This window comes from Mesorhizobium sp. M0618 (assembly GCF_040320765.1).
Taxonomy (GTDB): Bacteria; Pseudomonadota; Alphaproteobacteria; order Rhizobiales; family Rhizobiaceae; genus Mesorhizobium.
Genome location: NZ_JAMYQH010000008.1, coordinates 106837 through 124441 on the forward strand (window position 1 = coordinate 106837; position 17605 = coordinate 124441).

The 17605-nt window shown below is 63.7% G+C and carries 20 protein-coding genes; 14 read left to right on the forward strand and 6 right to left on the reverse strand.

Annotated elements, in window-relative coordinates; genetic code table 11:
* Positions 1-15 precede the first annotated feature (15 nt).
* The 3 genes from NKJ04_RS11270 to NKJ04_RS11280 all read right to left on the reverse strand — a co-directional run bounded on the left by NKJ04_RS11270 (position 16) and on the right by NKJ04_RS11280 (position 3177).
* Positions 16-1539 carry a tripartite tricarboxylate transporter permease gene (locus NKJ04_RS11270; RefSeq protein WP_023812558.1) on the reverse strand — a complete coding sequence of 508 codons (1524 nt, stop codon included), beginning with the start codon at positions 1537-1539 and terminating at the stop codon, positions 16-18.
* A gap of 4 nt (positions 1540-1543) precedes the next feature.
* Positions 1544-2080, reverse strand: coding sequence for a tripartite tricarboxylate transporter TctB family protein (locus NKJ04_RS11275; protein WP_352674923.1), 537 nt, complete (start codon positions 2078-2080; stop codon positions 1544-1546).
* 122 nt (positions 2081-2202) lie between these two features.
* Positions 2203-3177, reverse strand: a complete 975-nt coding sequence (locus NKJ04_RS11280) for a Bug family tripartite tricarboxylate transporter substrate binding protein (RefSeq protein ID WP_128303197.1) — start codon at positions 3175-3177, stop codon at positions 2203-2205.
* A 183-nt stretch (positions 3178-3360) separates the two neighbouring features.
* Here NKJ04_RS11280 and NKJ04_RS11285 point away from each other — a divergent pair, with 183 nt between their 5' ends.
* Positions 3361-4131 carry an IclR family transcriptional regulator gene (locus NKJ04_RS11285; RefSeq protein WP_352554948.1) on the forward strand — a complete coding sequence of 257 codons (771 nt, stop codon included), beginning with the start codon at positions 3361-3363 and terminating at the stop codon, positions 4129-4131.
* Positions 4132-4272: 141 nt separating this feature from the next.
* On the opposite strand, the gene NKJ04_RS11290 is transcribed toward NKJ04_RS11285, so the two are convergent.
* Positions 4273-4806 carry a GNAT family N-acetyltransferase gene (locus NKJ04_RS11290; protein ID WP_352440876.1) on the reverse strand — a complete coding sequence of 178 codons (534 nt, stop codon included), beginning with the start codon at positions 4804-4806 and terminating at the stop codon, positions 4273-4275.
* Positions 4807-5005: 199 nt separating this feature from the next.
* Between NKJ04_RS11290 and NKJ04_RS11295 the strand changes: the two genes are divergently transcribed.
* The 4 genes from NKJ04_RS11295 (at position 5006) to NKJ04_RS11310 (ending at position 8643) form a co-directional block, all read left to right on the forward strand.
* Positions 5006-5461, forward strand: coding sequence for a DUF2214 family protein (locus tag NKJ04_RS11295; RefSeq protein ID WP_352554949.1), 456 nt, complete (start codon positions 5006-5008; stop codon positions 5459-5461).
* 136 nt (positions 5462-5597) lie between these two features.
* Positions 5598-6575 carry a tripartite tricarboxylate transporter substrate-binding protein gene (locus NKJ04_RS11300; RefSeq protein ID WP_352554950.1) on the forward strand — a complete coding sequence of 326 codons (978 nt, stop codon included), beginning with the start codon at positions 5598-5600 and terminating at the stop codon, positions 6573-6575.
* A 75-nt stretch (positions 6576-6650) separates the two neighbouring features.
* Entirely contained in the window at positions 6651-7124 is a 474-nt protein-coding gene (locus NKJ04_RS11305) for a tripartite tricarboxylate transporter TctB family protein (protein WP_027037698.1), read from the forward strand.
* A gap of 10 nt (positions 7125-7134) precedes the next feature.
* The gene (locus tag NKJ04_RS11310; protein WP_023812550.1) at positions 7135-8643 is read left to right on the forward strand and encodes a tripartite tricarboxylate transporter permease; all 1509 of its coding nucleotides are present in this window, start codon (positions 7135-7137) and stop codon (positions 8641-8643) included.
* A 1-nt stretch (position 8644) separates the two neighbouring features.
* Here the strand turns inward: NKJ04_RS11310 and nth are convergent, their stop codons facing one another.
* A complete protein-coding gene (nth, locus tag NKJ04_RS11315) occupies positions 8645-9469 on the reverse strand; it encodes an endonuclease III (protein ID WP_352674927.1) in 825 nt (274 codons plus the stop codon).
* Positions 9470-9491: 22 nt separating this feature from the next.
* Between nth and NKJ04_RS11320 the strand changes: the two genes are divergently transcribed.
* The 9 genes from NKJ04_RS11320 to NKJ04_RS11360 all read left to right on the forward strand — a co-directional run bounded on the left by NKJ04_RS11320 (position 9492) and on the right by NKJ04_RS11360 (position 16269).
* Positions 9492-9986, forward strand: coding sequence for a DUF2244 domain-containing protein (locus tag NKJ04_RS11320; RefSeq protein WP_023812548.1), 495 nt, complete (start codon positions 9492-9494; stop codon positions 9984-9986).
* A gap of 124 nt (positions 9987-10110) precedes the next feature.
* Positions 10111-10986 carry a methylated-DNA--[protein]-cysteine S-methyltransferase gene (locus NKJ04_RS11325; RefSeq protein WP_023812547.1) on the forward strand — a complete coding sequence of 292 codons (876 nt, stop codon included), beginning with the start codon at positions 10111-10113 and terminating at the stop codon, positions 10984-10986.
* A 221-nt stretch (positions 10987-11207) separates the two neighbouring features.
* Positions 11208-11678 (forward strand): hypothetical protein, encoded by a 471-nt coding sequence (locus NKJ04_RS11330; RefSeq protein WP_127296372.1) that lies wholly within the window; start codon positions 11208-11210, stop codon positions 11676-11678.
* 23 nt (positions 11679-11701) lie between these two features.
* Positions 11702-12094: a hypothetical protein gene (locus NKJ04_RS11335; RefSeq protein WP_127296373.1), complete on the forward strand. Its 393-nt coding sequence runs from the start codon at positions 11702-11704 to the stop codon at positions 12092-12094.
* Positions 12061-12573, forward strand: a complete 513-nt coding sequence (locus NKJ04_RS11340; RefSeq protein WP_023812544.1) for a hypothetical protein — start codon at positions 12061-12063, stop codon at positions 12571-12573. Before NKJ04_RS11335 ends, NKJ04_RS11340 begins: the two co-directional genes overlap by 34 nt.
* A complete protein-coding gene (locus NKJ04_RS11345; RefSeq protein ID WP_352674932.1) occupies positions 12548-13030 on the forward strand; it encodes a hypothetical protein in 483 nt (160 codons plus the stop codon). Before NKJ04_RS11340 ends, NKJ04_RS11345 begins: the two co-directional genes overlap by 26 nt.
* A 152-nt stretch (positions 13031-13182) precedes the next feature.
* Entirely contained in the window at positions 13183-14088 is a 906-nt protein-coding gene (locus NKJ04_RS11350; RefSeq protein WP_352554954.1) for a ribokinase, read from the forward strand.
* 1 nt (position 14089) lies between these two features.
* Positions 14090-15541 carry an amidase gene (locus NKJ04_RS11355; RefSeq protein ID WP_352554955.1) on the forward strand — a complete coding sequence of 484 codons (1452 nt, stop codon included), beginning with the start codon at positions 14090-14092 and terminating at the stop codon, positions 15539-15541.
* A gap of 113 nt (positions 15542-15654) precedes the next feature.
* Positions 15655-16269 (forward strand): LysE family translocator, encoded by a 615-nt coding sequence (locus NKJ04_RS11360; RefSeq protein WP_352554956.1) that lies wholly within the window; start codon positions 15655-15657, stop codon positions 16267-16269.
* Positions 16270-16427: 158 nt separating this feature from the next.
* Here the strand turns inward: NKJ04_RS11360 and NKJ04_RS11365 are convergent, their stop codons facing one another.
* Complete coding sequence (locus tag NKJ04_RS11365; protein WP_352674934.1) at positions 16428-17369, reverse strand: nucleoside hydrolase; 942 nt, start codon at positions 17367-17369, stop codon at positions 16428-16430.
* Positions 17370-17605 lie beyond the last annotated feature (236 nt).

Below are 17605 nucleotides of genomic sequence, written 5' to 3' on the forward strand. Positions count from 1 at the left end.
GGCATCATGGATCGATCAGGCATCGCCGGGCACATGCTCCGGTCCGCGCCGACGCCGATGCTCGATGAAGGCCCAAATATGCGGGCCGGCGAGGCCGATGAAGGCGAGCGTCAGCAGCGTCAGCGACAGCTTGTGGGTGTAGAACACCGACCAGTCGCCATTCGAGATGGTCATCGCCCGGCGGAACTGGGTTTCGGCGAGCGGCCCAAGGATCATACCGATAATGACAGGCGCGGTCGGGAAATCGAACCGTCGCATCAGGAAACCGGCCGCTCCCAGCAGATAGAGGATGACGAGGTCGATGGGCGACTGCGAAATACCATAGGTGCCGACCGTCGCGAACACCAGGATGCCGGCATAAAGCTGCGGCGCCGGGATTTTCAGCAACCGCACCCACAGGCCGATCAGCGGCAGGTTGAGGATGACCAGGATGACGTTGGCGATGAACAGGCTGGCGATCAGCCCCCAGACGAGATCGCCCTGGGTCGTGAGAAGCAGCGGTCCGGGATTGATGCCGTAGCTCTGGAAGGCCGACAGCATGATCGCCGCCGTCGCCGACGTTGGCAAGCCGAGCGTCAGCATCGGCACCAGCACGCCGGCTGCCGAGGCATTGTTGGCGGCCTCGGGGCCGGCAACGCCTTCGATGGCGCCGACCGTGCCGAACTCCTCCTTGTGCTTCGACAGCTTCTTTTCGATAGCGTAGGACAGGAATGTCGGGATCTCGGCGCCGCCGGCCGGCATGGCGCCGATCGGGAAGCCGATCGCAGCGCCGCGCAGCCAGGGTTTCCACGAACGCCCCCATTCGGCTGCCGTCATGTAGAGCGAGCCCTTCAGCGGCACGATCTCGTCCTTGCCGGCATAGCGGCGCGAGGCCATGTAGAGTGTCTCGCCGACGGCAAATAGGCCAACGGCGGCGATGATGACATCGACGCCATCGAGCAGTTCGTTCGTGCCGAAGGTGAAGCGCGGCTGGCCGGTCTGCAGGTCGACGCCGATCATGCCGATGACGAAGCCGGCGAACAGGCTGGTCAGGCCGCGCACCGACGACGAGCCGAGCACCGCCGAAACGGTGATGAAGGCCAGCACCATCAGCGAGAAATATTCGGCCGGACCGAAGGCCAGCGCGAATTTGACCACCACCGGCGCCAGGAAGGCAACGCCCATAGTGCCGATCGTGCCGGCGACGAACGAGCCGATCGCCGACGTGGCGAGTGCTGCACCGCCACGGCCGGAACGCGCCATCCTGTTGCCTTCCAACGCAGTGACGATGGTGGCGCTTTCGCCGGGCGTGTTGAGCAGGATCGACGTCGTCGAACCGCCATACATGGCGCCGTAGTAGATGCCGGCGAACAGGATGAAGGATGCCTCCGGCGCCACCTGATAGGTGATCGGCAAAAGCAGCGCGATGGTCAGCGCCGGCCCAAGACCGGGCAGCACGCCGATGGCGGTGCCGAGTGTGGTGCCAAGCAGGCACCACAGAAGGTTGACCGGGGTGAAGGCGACCGAGAAGCCATGTGCGAGATGTCCGAGCGTTTCCATGGCGTCAGCCCCTCAACACGGTGATGAACGCATCGATGACCGTGTTCAGCTGGTTCTCGATGAAACCGGCACCGATGTTGACGCCAAGCGCCCTGGCGAAGCCGAAATAGGCGGCCAGCGCCAGGATCAGGCCGAGCACTGCGTCACGCAGTGTGCGCTTGCTGCCGAAGCCGTAGCAGACCAGAACGAACATAATGACCGAGGCGGCGGTAAAGCCGAGCGGCTGGATCAGCACCAGGTTTGCCACCAGCCCGATAACGACGATGCCCATCGCCTTCCAGTCGGTCGGCGTTTCCTTTTCTTCCTCCGGCTGCCAGCCGCCGCGCAGCGCTGCGAGGATGAGCAGCAGCGAAAGCGCGATCATGCCGGTCATGGTGATATAGGGAAAGACGGTCGGCCCGACCTTGGAATAGAGCGGCGACACCGGGATCGCCAAGGTCTGCCAGGCTACGGCCCCGGCGCAGGCGAGAAGCCCGACGCCGATCAACAATTCGGGCATGGCAAGGCGCGGGGGCGCCGCCTGAGGGTCGCTGGTGCTCATCGGTGTCCTCCCAAGGTGGCCGGCATCCTCCAGCCGACCGCATCCGCAGTTTCGCCGCATCATATGTCCATGCGGCAGGCGAGATGGGAAGGGGGCGGCACTCTAACCGCCCCCTGAAGACATCAGGCGAGGCCGAGATCCTTGAGGATCGCGGTGATGCGGGCCGTGTCCTCGGTGAGGAATTTTGCGTAGTCGTCGCCAGTCAAAAGGATGGGCGTCCAGTTGCGGTTTTTGCACTCGGTTGCCCATGCATCGCTCTTGGCCATGGTCTCGATCATTGTGACCATCGCCGCCTTGTCGGCGTCGGAAATGCCCGGCGGTGCGAAGACGCCGCGCCAGTTGAACAGCTCGACATCGATGCCGGCCTCCTTCAGCGTCGGCGCATCGATGCCGTCCTGGCGCTTGTCTGCCGAGATGGCGAGCAGCCGCAGCGCGCCCGCCTTGACCTGCTCGGAGAACTCGCCAAAGCCGGAGATGCCGGCCGCGACCTGGTTGCCGAGCAGCGCCGACAATGCCTCACCGCCGCCGGCGAACGGCACGTAGGACAGGTTTGTAGCCGGCACGCCGACCGTCTTGGCAATCAAGCCGAACAGGATGTGATCCGAACCGCCGGCGGAGCCGCCGGCGACGGGAACTTTTGTCGGATCGGCCTTGAGCGCGGCGACGAAATCAGCGGCCGTCTTGAACGGCGATTCCGCCGGCACGACCAAGGCCTCGAACTCGCCGGTGAGGCGGGCGATCGGGGTGACTTGCGTCAGATTGTTCGCGGCCTTGTTGGCAATGATGGCGCCAACCATGACCATGCCGGCAACCATCAGGGAATTGCCTTTGCCGTTCCACTGGCTGATGAATTGCGGCAGCCCGACAGTGCCGCCGGCGCCGCCGACATTGGTGATCTGCGAACCCGAGATGAGCTTTTCACTGCGCAGCACCTGGTCGATCGTGCGCGCCGTCTGGTCCCAGCCACCACCGGGTGCGGCAGGCACGAAGAGCTGTATCTGGGGCGCGCCTTCGGCGAAAGCGGGAGAAAGATGCGACGTCATCAGCCCGGCACCCACGGCTGCGGTGCTCATCAAAAATCTGCGTCTGTTCAGCATGGGGATTCCTCCAAATCACGACACCTCCTCCGGTGCCCGCCAAAACGCGCCTGCATCCAGACCCGTCATCGATTTCAAGCAGATGTTACGGAGTTCTGTCAACGGAAACGATATTCTACTGGACAGAACGATTTGGCGGCGCGACAGAGTCGCGTGCTCGGCTTTCTTCAAACTGGAACCGCCATGGACTCGCCAAGCAAATCGGCAAATGGGGAAATAGATCGCACCTCGGCGGACGGTGTTGCCGCGCTTGATCGGGCCATTGCCATCCTCGATGCCTTCACCACGGATGACCGGTCGCTCAGCCTGGCCGAAATCGCGGCGCGCACCGGCCTCTACAAGAGCACCATCCTGCGGCTTGCGAATTCCCTTTTGCGCGGACGATTGCTCGAGCGCCTCGACAATGGGCGCTACCGCGTCGGACCCGCGACCTTTCGGCTCGGTGCGCTCTACCAGCGTTCGGTCGTGGCGGTCGATATCCTGCTGCCGATCATGCGCGATCTTTCCGAGCGAAGCTGGGAGAGCGTTGCCTTCTATGTTCGCTCGGGCGATGTCCGCACCTGTCTCTACCGCGTCGAATCCAAGCACCCGATCCGCTACACGATACGCGAAGGCGACGTATTGCCTTTGCTGCTCGGCTCGGGCGGCCGCGTGCTCGCAGCGTTTTCGGGCCAGCAGGGCGACCCCTACGAGACCATCCGCAAGACCTGCAACTGTCTCGCCGTCGGCGACCGCGATCCCGATACGGGGGGCGTGTCGGCGCCGGTGTTCGGCCCGGGAGGCGTCCTGCTCGGCGCCTTGACCCTGGCTGGGCCCAGCACGCGCGTCGACGCGGCATTTCTGCAGCGCATGAAGCGTCCGCTGCTCGAGGCGGCGGCCCGCGCCACCCGCGCCTTCGGCGAGGACGCCTCCATGCTGGAGCGGGCAAGCCTGGCAGCGGACGCCATGCCGTAGAATGCGTCCCGGTTGGAAGGCTCGCTCAGGTCAATTTGACCAGAACCACACGGCGGTTCTTGGCGGGGCCCGCCTCGTCATCATTGCTGGCGACAGGCGCCATCATGCCGGCGCCGGCAGCGGGCAGCCTCGCCGCTCAGGTCACCGCGCCAGCAGGATGGTCGGAGTGTCATGATAGGTGGTCTTCACCACTTCCCGGTAACCGCACTTGGCAGCCACCCTCAGCGAAGCGCCGTTTTCCGGATCGATGATGCAGACGGTCTTCTCGCGCCCGAAAATCACTTCGCCCCACGCCAGGACGCGGGCAACCACCTCGGTGGCGAAGCCCGCCCCGTGCACGGCCGGAACCAGCGCCCACCCGGCCTCGGGAATGCCTTCGATCGATGGTTCCATGTCGCGCTTCAGATCGTGAAACCCGGCCTCGCCGATGAAGCGCCCGGTCGCCTTCTCCTCGATCGCCCAGAAGCCATAGCCGAGCAGCGACCACAGGCCGGCGTGACGCAGGAAGCGCATCCAGCTCTCTTCGCGCGTGCGCGGCTTGCCCCCGATGAAACGGGTGACCACTGGATCGGTCCACATCGCGGCATAGGCGTCGAAATCGTCCAGCCGGTGTGCCCGCAGGATGGTGCGCTTCGTTTCGATGACAGGGGCGCTGGTCGCTTGTGGATTGTTCATGGGATCTGCCTCGCACGATCGCCAGCGCTTAGCAAATCGGCGGTGCGGCGCAAGGGGCCAGGGCAACACGGCCCATCATCCAGGCGCCGCTATGGGAATTTTGTGAGACGGTGTTATTTTTCACGGCAGGCTGATTCAACACCTGCCAGCGCGACCTTTTTCAGGCGCGCATTGGCGCCGTCAAACCCGGGGAAAGAGCATGGACACCACCGATCTTGTGCTTGCGATCTTCCATCATCTGCTGGTGTTTTCGCTGGCGGGGATTATCGGCGCCGAATTCGTCCTGATCCGCAGCGATCTGGGTGCTGCGACGCTCAAGAGGCTCGCCGGCATCGACCGCCATTACGGCATCATTGCCACGCTGATCATCGTCGTCGGCATCGGCCGCGTCTTCTATGGCCTCAAGGGCTGGGAATTCTACGTCTATAACTGGGTGTTCTGGGCCAAGATAGCGGCGTTCATCGTGGCCGGCCTGCTGTCGATCATCCCGACCGTCCGCTTCATATCCTGGAACAGGCAGGCGAGCGGCAATGCCTCGTTCCAGGTGCCGGCGACCGAGCTTGCATCCGTGAAGACCTACATCCGAGCCGAAGCTTTCATCTTCCTGCTCATCCCGGTCTTCGCGGCGGCGATGGCGCGCGGCTACGGCTACTAGGATAGGGCCGATCAGCAGTTTGCCGTTTGCCTCCGGTTGCAATCTGCTAGCTTGCGCTAGTTGTTGCTTCATCCGCAGGCGGTGCTGAGAGGGACCCCGCAGCGGTTGGAGATTGATACACTGGGAGGAGATCACGATGAGAAGATTTGTCGCCGCTTTGGCTGCTGCCGCGGCCGTCACGCTTTATGGGTTCACTGCCGGCGCGCAGACCTATCCCGAACGCACCATCACCGTTGTGGTGCCGTTTGCGGCCGGCGGCCCGACCGACACGGTCACGCGCCTCGTCGCCGAAGCGATGTCGAAGGATCTCGGCCAGCAGGTCATCGTCGAAAATGTCGGCGGTGCCGGCGGCACGCTGGGTGCCGGCCGCGTCGCCAACGCCGAGCCTGACGGCTATACGCTGCTGCTCCATCATATCGGCATGGCGACAAGTGCGACACTGTACAGAAAGCTCGCCTACGACACGCTGAACGCCTTCGAATATGTCGGCCTCGTCACCGAGGTGCCGATGACCATCGTCGGCCGCAAGGACCTGGAGCCGACCGACCTCAAGGGGTTGGTGGAGTACGCCAAGGCCAACAAGGATTCCATAACCGTCGCCAATGCAGGCATCGGTGCGGCCTCGCATCTATGCGGCATGCTGTTCATGAGCGCCATCAAGACGCCGCTGGTCACCGTACCCTACAAGGGCACCGGCCCGGCCATGACCGATCTCCTCGGCGGCCAGGTCGACATCATGTGCGACCAGACGACCAACACCACCAAGCAGATTCAGGGCGGCACCATCAAGGCCTATGCCGTCACCTCGCCGGAGCGCCTCGATGTGCTGAAAGACGTGCCCACGACGGTGGAAGGCGGCCTTCCCGAAGTGCAGGTCGGCATCTGGCACGGTCTCTATGCACCCAAGGGCACGCCGGCCGGGATCACCGAACGCCTGTCGAAATCGCTGCAGGTCGCGCTGAAGGACCAGAACGTCGTCGCCCGCTTCGCCGAACTCGGCACCAAGCCGTCGCCCGAGGCCGATGCGACGCCGGCCGCACTGAAGGCCAAGCTGGAAAGCGAGATCGCGCGCTGGAAGCCGATCATCGAAGCCGCCGGCCAGTACGCCGACTGAGGTTTGAATAGGGGCGCCACCAGCGCCCCTATTCGCTTGGCATCCGCTACCCACTGCGGGCTTGGGAGAACCATCATGAAACCTTTCGCGATCGACAGGGCCAACGGCCTGTGCGCCGCCCTGTTCATCGGTTTCGGCGCATGGTTCGCGCTGCAATCGCTCGGCCTCGAAATCGGCACCGCGTTGCGCATGGGTCCAGGCTATTTTCCGCTGGTCCTGGCGATCGTGCTGATCCTGCTTGGCGCCGTCATTCTCGTCCAGGCCGTACGCGTCGGGGGCGAAGCGATCGGGCATATCGCGTGGCGCGGCATGCTGCTCATCCTGCCTGCTCCGATCTTCTTCGGCCTGACGGTGCGCGGCCTCGGCTTCATCCCGTCGATCTTCCTGACGGCGTTGATCGCGTCGTTTGCCAGCCGCCGCATGAAGCCGTTGACCGCGCTCGTGCTGTCGGCCGGCCTGACATTGTTTGCGTACCTCGTCTTCAGCTACGCGCTCGGCCTGCCGTTCCGCCGCTTCGGCCCGTGGCTGGCCCCATGGTTGGTGTCGTGAGGCGATGAGCATGGATCTGCTCGACAACCTCGCGCTCGGTTTTTCGACGGCGACGTCGCTGACCAACCTCGGTTTCTGCCTGATCGGCGTCCTTCTCGGCACGCTGATCGGCGTCCTGCCCGGCATCGGCGCCACCGCGACCATCGCCATGCTTTTGCCGATCACCTTCCAGATCGGCGACCCGGTTTCCTCCCTCATCATGCTCGCCGGCATCTATTACGGTGCCCAATATGGCGGCTCGACCACCGCCATTCTCATCAACATGCCGGGCGAATCCTCGTCCGCCGTCACCGCGATCGACGGCTACCAGATGGCCAGGAACGGCCGCGCCGGAGCGGCCCTCGCGATCGCGGCCATCGGCTCGTTCTTTGCCGGCACGGTGTCGACGTTCCTCGTCGCCATCTTTGCCCCGCCGCTGACGGCGATCGCGCTGAAATTCGGCGCGGCCGAGTATTTTTCGCTGATGATCGTCGGCTTGGTTTCGTCCGTCGCGCTCGCCCACGGCTCTATCGTCAAGGCGCTGGCCATGGTCGTGCTCGGCCTGCTGCTCGGCATTGTCGGCACCGACATCTACACCGGCACGCCGCGCTTCACGCTTGGAATCCGGGAATATGCCGACGGATTGAATTTCGTTGCGGTGGCGGTCGGCGTCTTTGGCGTCGCCGAGATCCTGCGCAACCTCGAAAACGAGGATGAGCGTTCCGTGATGATCCGCAAGGTCACCGGCCTTATGCCGACCCGCGAGGACTTTCGGCGCATGGCAGCGCCCATCGTGCGCGGAACAATCATCGGTTCGGCGCTCGGCATCCTGCCGGGAGGCGGCGCGATCCTGGCAGCTTTTGCGTCCTACACGGTCGAAAAACGCGTCTCGAAAAACCCGCAGGAGTTCGGCAAGGGCGCCATCGAAGGCGTCGCCGGACCGGAATCGGCCAACAATGCCGGTGCGCAGACCTCCTTCATCCCGATGCTGACGCTCGGCATTCCGGCCAACCCCGTCATGGCGCTGATGATCGGCGCCATGATCATCCAGGGCATCGTACCCGGCCCCAATGTCGCGACCGAACAGCCGGCGCTGTTCTGGGGCATCATCGCCTCGATGTGGATCGGCAATCTGATGCTGATCATCCTCAACCTGCCGCTGATCGGGCTTTGGGTGAAGCTGCTGACGATCCCCTATTACGTGCTTTTCCCGATCATCATGGCGTTCTGCTCGATCGGCGTCTACAGCGTCAACAGCAACGTCTACGACCTCTACGCCGTCGCCTTCTTCGGCTTTCTCGGCTATCTCCTGACCAAGCTGCGCTGCGAACCGGCACCGCTGCTGCTCGGCTTCGTGCTCGGCCCGCTGCTCGAGGAAAACCTGCGCCGCGCCATGATCCTCTCGCGCGGCGACCCAAGCACCTTCGTGACCAGACCGATCAGTGCCGGCCTGCTCCTCATCGCGCTGGCCGTGCTCGTCATCGTCTTCCTGCCGGCGGTCAAGAAAAAGCGCGAAGAGGTGTTTGTGGAGGAGAGTTGAACTACGTCGTCGTTCCGCTTCGGTCCTGGATCTCTTCGACAGGATCGAGCGGTGCGATCGGCACCAGCGGTGCTGGCACATCGGTCGTCTTGACCTCGGCCTTGCAGATGTCGGCGATGACGCAGGCCGGGCAATCTGGCTTGCGCGCCTTGCAGACGTAGCGGCCATGCAGGATCAGCCAATGATGTGCATGGCGCATATATTCATCCGGAATGATCTTCAACAATCCTTGCTCGACCTGTTCCGGCGTCTTGCCAGGCGCCAATCCGAGCCGGTTGCCGATGCGGAGAATGTGCGTGTCGACCGCCATCGTGTGCTGGCCGAAGGCCATGTTGAGCACGACATTGGCGGTCTTGCGCCCGACCCCGGGCAGCTTGACCAATTCATCGCGACTGTCGGGTACCTCGCCGCCATGGTCGCGGATCAGCGCCTGCGACAGCGCAATCACATTCTTCGCCTTGTTGCGCCACAGCCCGATGGTGCGGATATATTCGCCGACCCTTGCCTCCCCCAGCGCCAGCATCTTGTGCGGCGTATCGGCGGCCTTGAACAGCGCCCGCGTCGCCTTGTTGACGCCGGCATCCGTCGCTTGCGCCGACAGCACCACCGCGACCAGCAGCGTGAAGGCGTTGACATGTTCGAGCTCGCCCTTCGGCTCGGGCCGCTGGACGGAAAAGCGCCGGAATATCTCGTTCACTTCGGCCGGGCTGTAGCGTGACGCGCTTCGCACCGGCCGCGGACGCGGCTTGGCGTCCGACCCATCGCTTCGTGCGGGCAACAGCTCTTTTTTGGACAGGGAAGAATCTTTGGACTTGGGGCTTGCCATTTCCCTCCTATAATATCCCCTCATGAGCGACACAAACGCCTCGTTTCAGGCCGACGAGCCATTCTTTCAGGCGCTACTCACCCCGCACCGGTCTCTGGGCCGGACAGGATTCTTCGTCCTGATCGGTGCGCTGCTGTTCGGCTGGCTTGTGACAGGCGCGTTTTTCCTGTCGCGCGGCGCCTGGCCGGTGTTCGGCTTCTTCGGCCTCGACGTGGCCGCCGTCTACATCGCCTTTCGCATCAACTATCGTGCCGCTCGTGCCCGCGAAGAAGTCTCGGTCTCGCGCACCAGCCTCGACATCCGCAAGACAGCCCCCTCGGGGAAATCGGAAGCGCATCGCTTCAATCCGTTCTGGGCGCGGTTTTCGGTGGCCCGTCACGCCGAGATCGGCATCACAGGGATGACGGTGGAAGGCCAAGGGCAGAACGTGCCGATCGGATCCTTCCTGGACCCCGATTCCCGCGAGAGTTTTGCCACCGCCTTTTCGCGGGCGCTGGCGACCGCCAAGGCACGCTGAGCCAGCCACGAGCGACTCCAGGGCTCGAATCCTGTGTCCATCTGGGTATGCGCCGCAAGAAAGCAAGTTTCGGGTGGCGATCGACGCCCCGAGGGGCGATATTCCGGCTCAAGGAGACAGTTCCATGAGCACACACACCGCGGTCCTCAAAAAGGACATCACGCCTGAAGGCAGCGACTACGAAATCGTGCGCCGTGCCATCGAGAAGATCAGTCTCGACTATCGTGATCAGCCTTCCCTTGAAGAACTGGCCGAGGAGGTCGGCGAGACGCCAACCGGCTTGCAAAAACTCTTCACCCGCTGGGCCGGCCTGTCGCCCAAGGCCTTCCTGCAGGCGGTGACACTGGACCATGCGCGCAGGCTGCTCGATTCCGGCATGCCGCTGCTCGAGACCTCGTTTGAACTGGGCATGTCCGGCCCGGGCCGGCTGCATGACCTGTTCGTCACGCATGAGGCGATGTCGCCGGGCGACTACAAGACACGCGGCGCCGGGCTCATCATCCGCTACGGCTTCCATTCCTCGCCGTTCGGCACCGCCCTGATCATGGCCACCGAGCGCGGACTCGCCGGCCTCGCCTTCAGCGACCCCGGCGAGGAACGCGCCGCCTTCGCCGACATGTCCAGCCGCTGGCCGAACGCCATTTATGTCGAGGACATGATTGCTACCGGCCCCTATGCCGCCCGTATCTTCGACCCGGCGCTGTGGCGCCCCGACCAGCCGCTGCATGTCGTCATGATCGGCACCGACTTCCAGGTTCGCGTCTGGGAGGCGCTGCTCAAGATCCCGATGGGTAAGGCCCGCACCTATTCCTCGATTGCGGCCAGCATCGGCGCACCGTCCGCCAGCCGTGCGGTCGGTGCGGCCAACGGCGCCAATCCGCTCTCTTTCGTGGTGCCTTGTCACCGCGCCATCGGTAAATCAGGCGACCTCACCGGCTATCACTGGGGCCTGACCCGCAAGCGCGCCATTCTGGGCTGGGAAGCCGGGCAGGTATCGTAATATCGATTTTTCTCGATATTACGAGGAAAACCATGGGTATGTCGGCGTTAATAAGTATAAGCGCGATTTCCACTGTGGTTTTCACCTTTGCAACCGAGGGCAACCTCCGGTTCCTGTAATAGTTATTTTGAGCCATTATTTTAGGTAACTCTAAATTAACCACGATAAAGTGATGATGCCCTCATATTAATCCGGACGATCCGGCTTGATAGGAGGTCCCGATGACATTGTTTCGCGTCGCCTGCGGCGCAGCTCTGCTGGTTGCCAGCATCGACGAGGCCGCGTTGGCCGCGACGCAAAATGTCATCTTCAATGGCACGATCGCGCCCACCTGCACGCTTGTCGTTGCCACCAACGGTACGATGACGGCCAGTCCCGATCTCCAGTCCCTCAGTTCCCACAACAGCGGCGGCTCGGCTGGAACCGTGACGTTGACGACGACCGGAGGTGTGTCGCTGAGTGTCGACCCGGTCACCACCATGACGGTGCCATCCGCCGACAGCACGTCGACGACCTGGACGCCCACCTACTCCGCCGCCGGCGCGCATTCCATCGTCGAGACCGGCTCGGCAACCAGCATCACCACACCCGGCGCCGATCTCGTCTCGGTTCACCTCGCCGGAACCAAAGGCGGCAGCAATCGCTTCGCCAACGGCAATTATCAGGCAACGGTAACGCTGCGCTGCGAATGACGCGTAGCGAAGGAGGGGGGTCGTTGAAACATGTTCGAATCCTGGCGACGGCATTGGCCGTCGGATTGGCGCCCATTGCCGCCAAGGCCCAATCGATGTCGCCGATGCGTGGCGAGATCAACAGCTTCACCGAGGTCTTCGCGGTTCGCGTCTTCCCCGCCAATCCCTACGACCGGAAGATCCGGGTCGAAATCCATGTCTACGATCAGGATTTTCAGCCGGTAGATGCCAGAATCTCTCCAGATGTCTTCCAACTGGCTTCGCAGGCCTCCCGGTCTGTCCTTGTGGTTGTGCCTTTCGACGGCGCCGCCGAGCGTAAAGTGCGTATCTGCACCGAAAGCATCCCCTTTCCCAATCAACAGACGCAGATAAGGGCACAGATATGCGGAAAGTTTTTTGGGCGCCGCAAGTCCTGACACTGGCGCTCGCGGCTGCTTGGGCGGGTGCGTCGCCGGCCGGGGCCGAGGACGTCTACAACCTTAACCAGAATGAGAGCGGCTTCAACCTGCCCGGCGTCACCTTGCCCCAGGGCCAGGACGAGGTCCATGCCGCGGACGGTACCACTTGCCGTTCCGCCGTCTCCGGTTCCGGCGCTTATGTCGATCTCGGCGTTATCAGAGGCAACAGCCAGTCGGACAACAGCGTTGCCACCTATGGTCGGGTGGTGATCCCGATCGGGCGCACGCCGAAGCGCGTCGATTGCAGCCGTCTCTATGAGCTTGAGGTCGAGCGCCTGCAGTTGGAACTGAAGCTCCTCAAAATGGGCCTCGGCGCCGACGGCCAGACGGCGAGCGTGGCTGCCAGCACTTCCACGGCCGCGTCACCGGGGTGGGCCAACGAAGGCTGGAGCATCAGGACCGGAAGTGGTGATGGCAAGAAAAAGAAGAAGCAGTAGTCGCGCGCTGCTTGCGATGGCAGCACTTGCCGGTTCCTGCCTTCCGGTGCAGGCGGCGATCATCGGCACCTGCACCATCATAGTCGGGGCGTCCGGAACGATGAAGGCCAATCCCGCCATCAGCATACTGGGCTCCAAACAGGCAGGCGGATCGAGCGCCAGCGCCACCGTGGTGGCAAGCTCCCTGTTGTGCTCGATACTTAATTTGCTTGACTGCTATTCGGTTTCGGCGCCGGCGCCTGCCGCATTCTCGTCCGCGCCGAGCGGCGGCGGCACCAACGTGACCTTCGCTTCGGTCTTCCGCCTCGATGGCTCGGGGGCCGATGTCAACGGAAGTGTGCCGCAGAGGGTTGCCAACGGCACCCACACGATGCAGGTCGACCTCACCGCCACCAGGTCGAGCGGTATCTTTCCCGCCGGCAACTATCAGGGCACGGTCACCGTGCGCTGCGAATAAGGCCACGACACCCCAAATCGGGCTGGACCATGCGCGTGGTCTGGCAAGCCGCGGCCTTACAGGTTAGCTTCCGCGCAATCGGAACGACCTGGGTTCGCTTGGACGCACAAGGATGCTCCGACATTTGAATTTGCGTTGCCAGGAGGCCTTGCTTGATTATCGTCATCGGTTCGATCAACCTCGACCTTATCGCCAAGGTCGACCGCTTGCCAAGCCCCGGCGAGACGGTAGGCGGCTCGGCCTTCACCACCGCACCTGGGGGCAAGGGCGCCAACCAGGCGCTGGCCGCCGCACGCGCCGGCGCCTCGGTGCGCATGGTCGGCGCTGTCGGCAGGGACAGCTTCGCAACCGAGGCACTGGCATTGCTGCGCGACGGCAAGGTCGACCTGTCCGGCGTTGCCGAGACTCACGCCTCGACCGGGACGGCACTGATCATGGTCGCCGACGACGGCGAGAACATCATCGCCGTGGTGCCGGGCGCCAACGCTTCCGTGGTGCCCGGCGATCTCTCCAAGGCCTTTCTGAAAAAAGGCGACGTCGTGCTGCTGCAAAATGAGATTCCGCTGGCCACCGTCGATGCCGCCCTCGACCAGGCAAGGGCGGCCGGCGCCATCACCGTGCTCAACACGGCGCCGTTCCAGGGGCAAGCAGCCGGCTTTCTCGGCAAGGCCGACTATGTCGTCGCCAACGAAACCGAGTTCGACCTCTATGGCGAAGCGCTGTCGCTGCAAGGCCGCGACCGGGCGGCCCGCATGCGCGACTTTGCCGGAAAGACCGGCCGCACCGTCGTCGTCACACTCGGCGGCGACGGCGTGATGGCGGCGACACCGACCGAGTACCTGGCCGTTCCTGCGCGCAAGATAACGCCTGTCGACACGGTCGGCGCCGGCGATACGTTCTGCGGCTATTTCGCCGCCAGCCTGTCGTCAGGCCTGACGCTCGAACAGGCGCTGGCGCGCGCCGGCGCGGCCGGCTCGCTGGCCTGCCTGAAGCCTGGCGCCCAACCGGCGATCCCGCTCGCCAAAGACGTCGATCAGGCGCTGCAGGAAACCCGTTAAAATGCTGCGTCCTCAAACGAAACATGCCGTGCCGCCGGCAAGCGACATCTGCCGCCTGTCCGCGGTCGAACTCGCCGGCGCGATCCGGGAGAGAGAGCTTTCCGTGCGCGAGGTGGTGGCGGCATTCCTCGATCGCATCGAGGCGGTCAATCCGCTGGTCAACGCCATCGTCTCCTTGCGCGATCGCGCCGATATCCTGCGCGAAGCCGATGCGGCCGATGCCAGCCCGTCGCGAGCCGAAGCGGCGGGGCCGCTCTTCGGCCTGCCCATCGCCATCAAGGATCTCGCCTCGACCACGGGCCTCAGGACCTCCTTCGGCTCGCCGATCTTCGCCGATTTCGTGCCGCAGGAAGACGATTTCTTCGTCGAGCGTATCCGCAATGCCGGCGCCATCATCATCGGAAAGACCAACGTCCCCGAATTCGGGCTTGGCTCCAACACCTACAATGCCGTGTTCGGGCCGACGCTGAACGCCTTCGATCCGGCCCTGACCGCCGGCGGCTCGAGCGGCGGCGCGGCGGTGGCCCTGGCGCTCGACATGGTGCCCGTCGCCGATGGCAGCGACTTCGGCGGCTCGCTGCGCAACCCGGCTGCCTGGAACAATGTTTTTGGCTTCCGCCCGTCGCAAGGACTTGTTCCCGGCGGACCCGATTTTGACGTCTTTCATGCGCAGATGGGCGTCGATGGGCCGATGGGCCGCAACGTCCGTGACATGGCGCTGCTGCTCGATGTGCAGGCCGGTTATCATCCGCGCGCGCCATTGTCCTACGAGAAACCTGGCTCGTTCCTCGAAGGGCTTGGAATATCCGCAACTGGTGGCCGCATCGCCTGGCTCGGTGACCTCGGCGTTCATCTGCCGGTTGAAACAGGCATTCTCGACCTGTGCGAGGCAGCACTTGGCCGCTTTGCGAAGGCATCGTTCCTGACCGAGCCGCTGCTGCCGGATTTCGATTTCGAAGCGCTGTGGCGGGCCTTCGTCACGCTGCGCCAAGCCAGCAGCGGCTGCGCGCTCAAAACCCACTATGACGATCCTGCGAAACGCGGCCTGCTCAAGCCGGAAGCCATCTGGGAAGTGGAGAATGCAATGCGGCTGACGGCGCCGCAGATCCGCGCCGCCTCCGTGACCCGCACATCCTGGCATCGCAAGCTGCTGTCGCTCTTCGACCGCTATGACCTGATTGCGCTGCCGACGGCGCAGGTCTTCCCCTTCGACATAGGCACGCATTGGCCCCGTGAGGTCGCCGGACGCGCAATGGACAGCTACCACCGCTGGATGCAGGTTTCCGCCTTCGCGACCCTAGGCGGCTGCCCGGCGGTCAACGTGCCGGTCGGCTTCGACGACCGGGGCCGGCCGATGGGCATGCAGCTGATCGGGCGGCCGCGCGGCGACCTCGCCGTACTCAAGGCGGCGGCGGCCTATGAGGCTACACTGCCCTGGCAGGCCGGCGCCTGAACCGGGCGGACTGGCGTGTCGCAGGGCGCTAGGTAGCGGCTTGCACCGGCTGCGCTGCTATGCATTGATTACCCTCAACCGCGCCGCCTCGGCGGTATTCCTGGGGAAAAATCATGTCGTTCGAACTCTACGCTGCCTATGTCCTCGCTTGCATCGTTATCATCCTGGTGCCCGGTCCGACGGTCACGCTGATCATCGCCAACAGCATTCGCCATGGCTCGCGCGCCGGCCTCGCCAATGTCGCCGGCACGCAGGCCGGGCTTGCCGTGATGATCGCCATCGTCGGCATCGGCCTCAACACGCTGATCGCAGGCATGGGCCACTGGTTCGAGTGGGTCAGGCTGATCGGCGCCGCCTATCTGATCTGGATGGGTGTGCAGATGTTCCGTTCCAAAGGCACGCTGAATGCCGATGGAACAGCGAGAAAGCCACGCGGCGGCTTCTTCCTGCAGGGCTTGCTGGTGGCGCTCAGCAATCCCAAGACGCTGATTTTTTTCGGCGCCTTCTTTCCGCAGTTCATTTCGCCGCAAGGCAACTACTCGCTGCAGATCGCCATCATGGGCCTGACCGCCATGATCTTCGCCGCCTTCTCGGATTCGACCTATGCGCTGGCCGCCGGCCGCGCCGGGCGCCTGTTGTCGGCCGGCCGCATAAAACTTTTGTCGAGGATCAGCGGCAGCTTCATGGTCGGCGGCGGCCTGTGGTTGGCGTTTTCAAAGGCGAAGTAAGGTGCGCCTCTTCCCTCGCCCCGTTTACGGGGAGAGCGTGGTCGCGAAGCGATCGGGTGAGGGGCAACGCCGGGTCTGCAGACAAAATATTAACGTTTGTGCCGCCCCTCATCCCCCTGCCGGGACCTTCTCCCCTTAAACGGGGAGAAGGGAAGCTTTTAAAGCCGCCCCAGCCTCTCCACCAGCAACGCGAAAAACCCATCATGGTCGATGTCGCGCATCACCATGGCGTTCTTCGGCCGCTTGGTGACGCCCCACCAGTCGATCACGGTCATCCCCATGGTCAGTTCCGAGGCGGTTTCCACGCTGACGTTGCAGGTGCGGCCCTTGAACAGGTCCGGCTTCAACAGATAGGCGATGACGCAAGGGTCGTGCAGCGGGCCGCCGTCGGTGCCGTATTTCTCCTCGTCGAAGCGCTCGAAGAACTCCAGCATCTCGGCGGTGGCGGTGCCGACCTTGGTGCCGAGCGCGCGGAAGGTTTGCGTGCGCTTGGCAGTGGTCAGCGCCTTATGGGTGACATCGAGCGGCATCATCACGATCGGGATGCCGGATTTGAGCACGACATCGGCGGCCTGCGGATCGACATAGATGTTAAATTCGGCGGTCGGGGTGACGTTGCCGCCTTCGAAGAAGCCGCCGCCCATCAGCACGATTTCCTTGATGCGTGGTGCGATGCGCGGCTCGCGGATCAGCGCCAGCGCAATGTTGGTGAGCGGGCCGAGCGCGCAAAGCGTGATCGTGCCGCTTTCTTCGCTCATCAGCGTCTGGACGATGAAATCGACCGCGTACTGGTCCTGCAGCTTCATCGTCGGTTCGGGCAGTTGCGGTCCGTTGAGACCGGTCTTGCCATGCACTTCCTCGGCGGTGACCAATTCGCGCATCAGGGGCCGGATGGCGCCGGCATAGACCTTGATGTCCGGACGGCCAGCCAACTCGCAGATCTTGCGGGCATTCTTTTCGGTAAGCTTCAGCGGCACGTTTCCGGCAACGGCTGATATGCCGACGATCTCCAGTTCGGAGCTGCCGAGCGCCAGCAATATGGCGACGGCATCATCCTGACCGGGATCCGTGTCGATGATGATCTTGCGTGACTGGGGCATTTCAATTCCTTGTTTGGCGAGGTCGTGGGCTTGAACCGATCCGATCGAAGCATCCAAATGACGCCGAAGCGGCCGCGAGCTGCCACGCCGAACCGCTCGACCGGGGAAGACAATCCCCGACCTGCGCGCTTCTCCTTGCATCTGCTCGCCGTTTCAAGCGCCATGTCGGTCATTCCTGTGAGTCCACGCCTGGTCTTTTTGGGCGGGTCTGTTGACGGCTTGAACTTGGTCGCGGG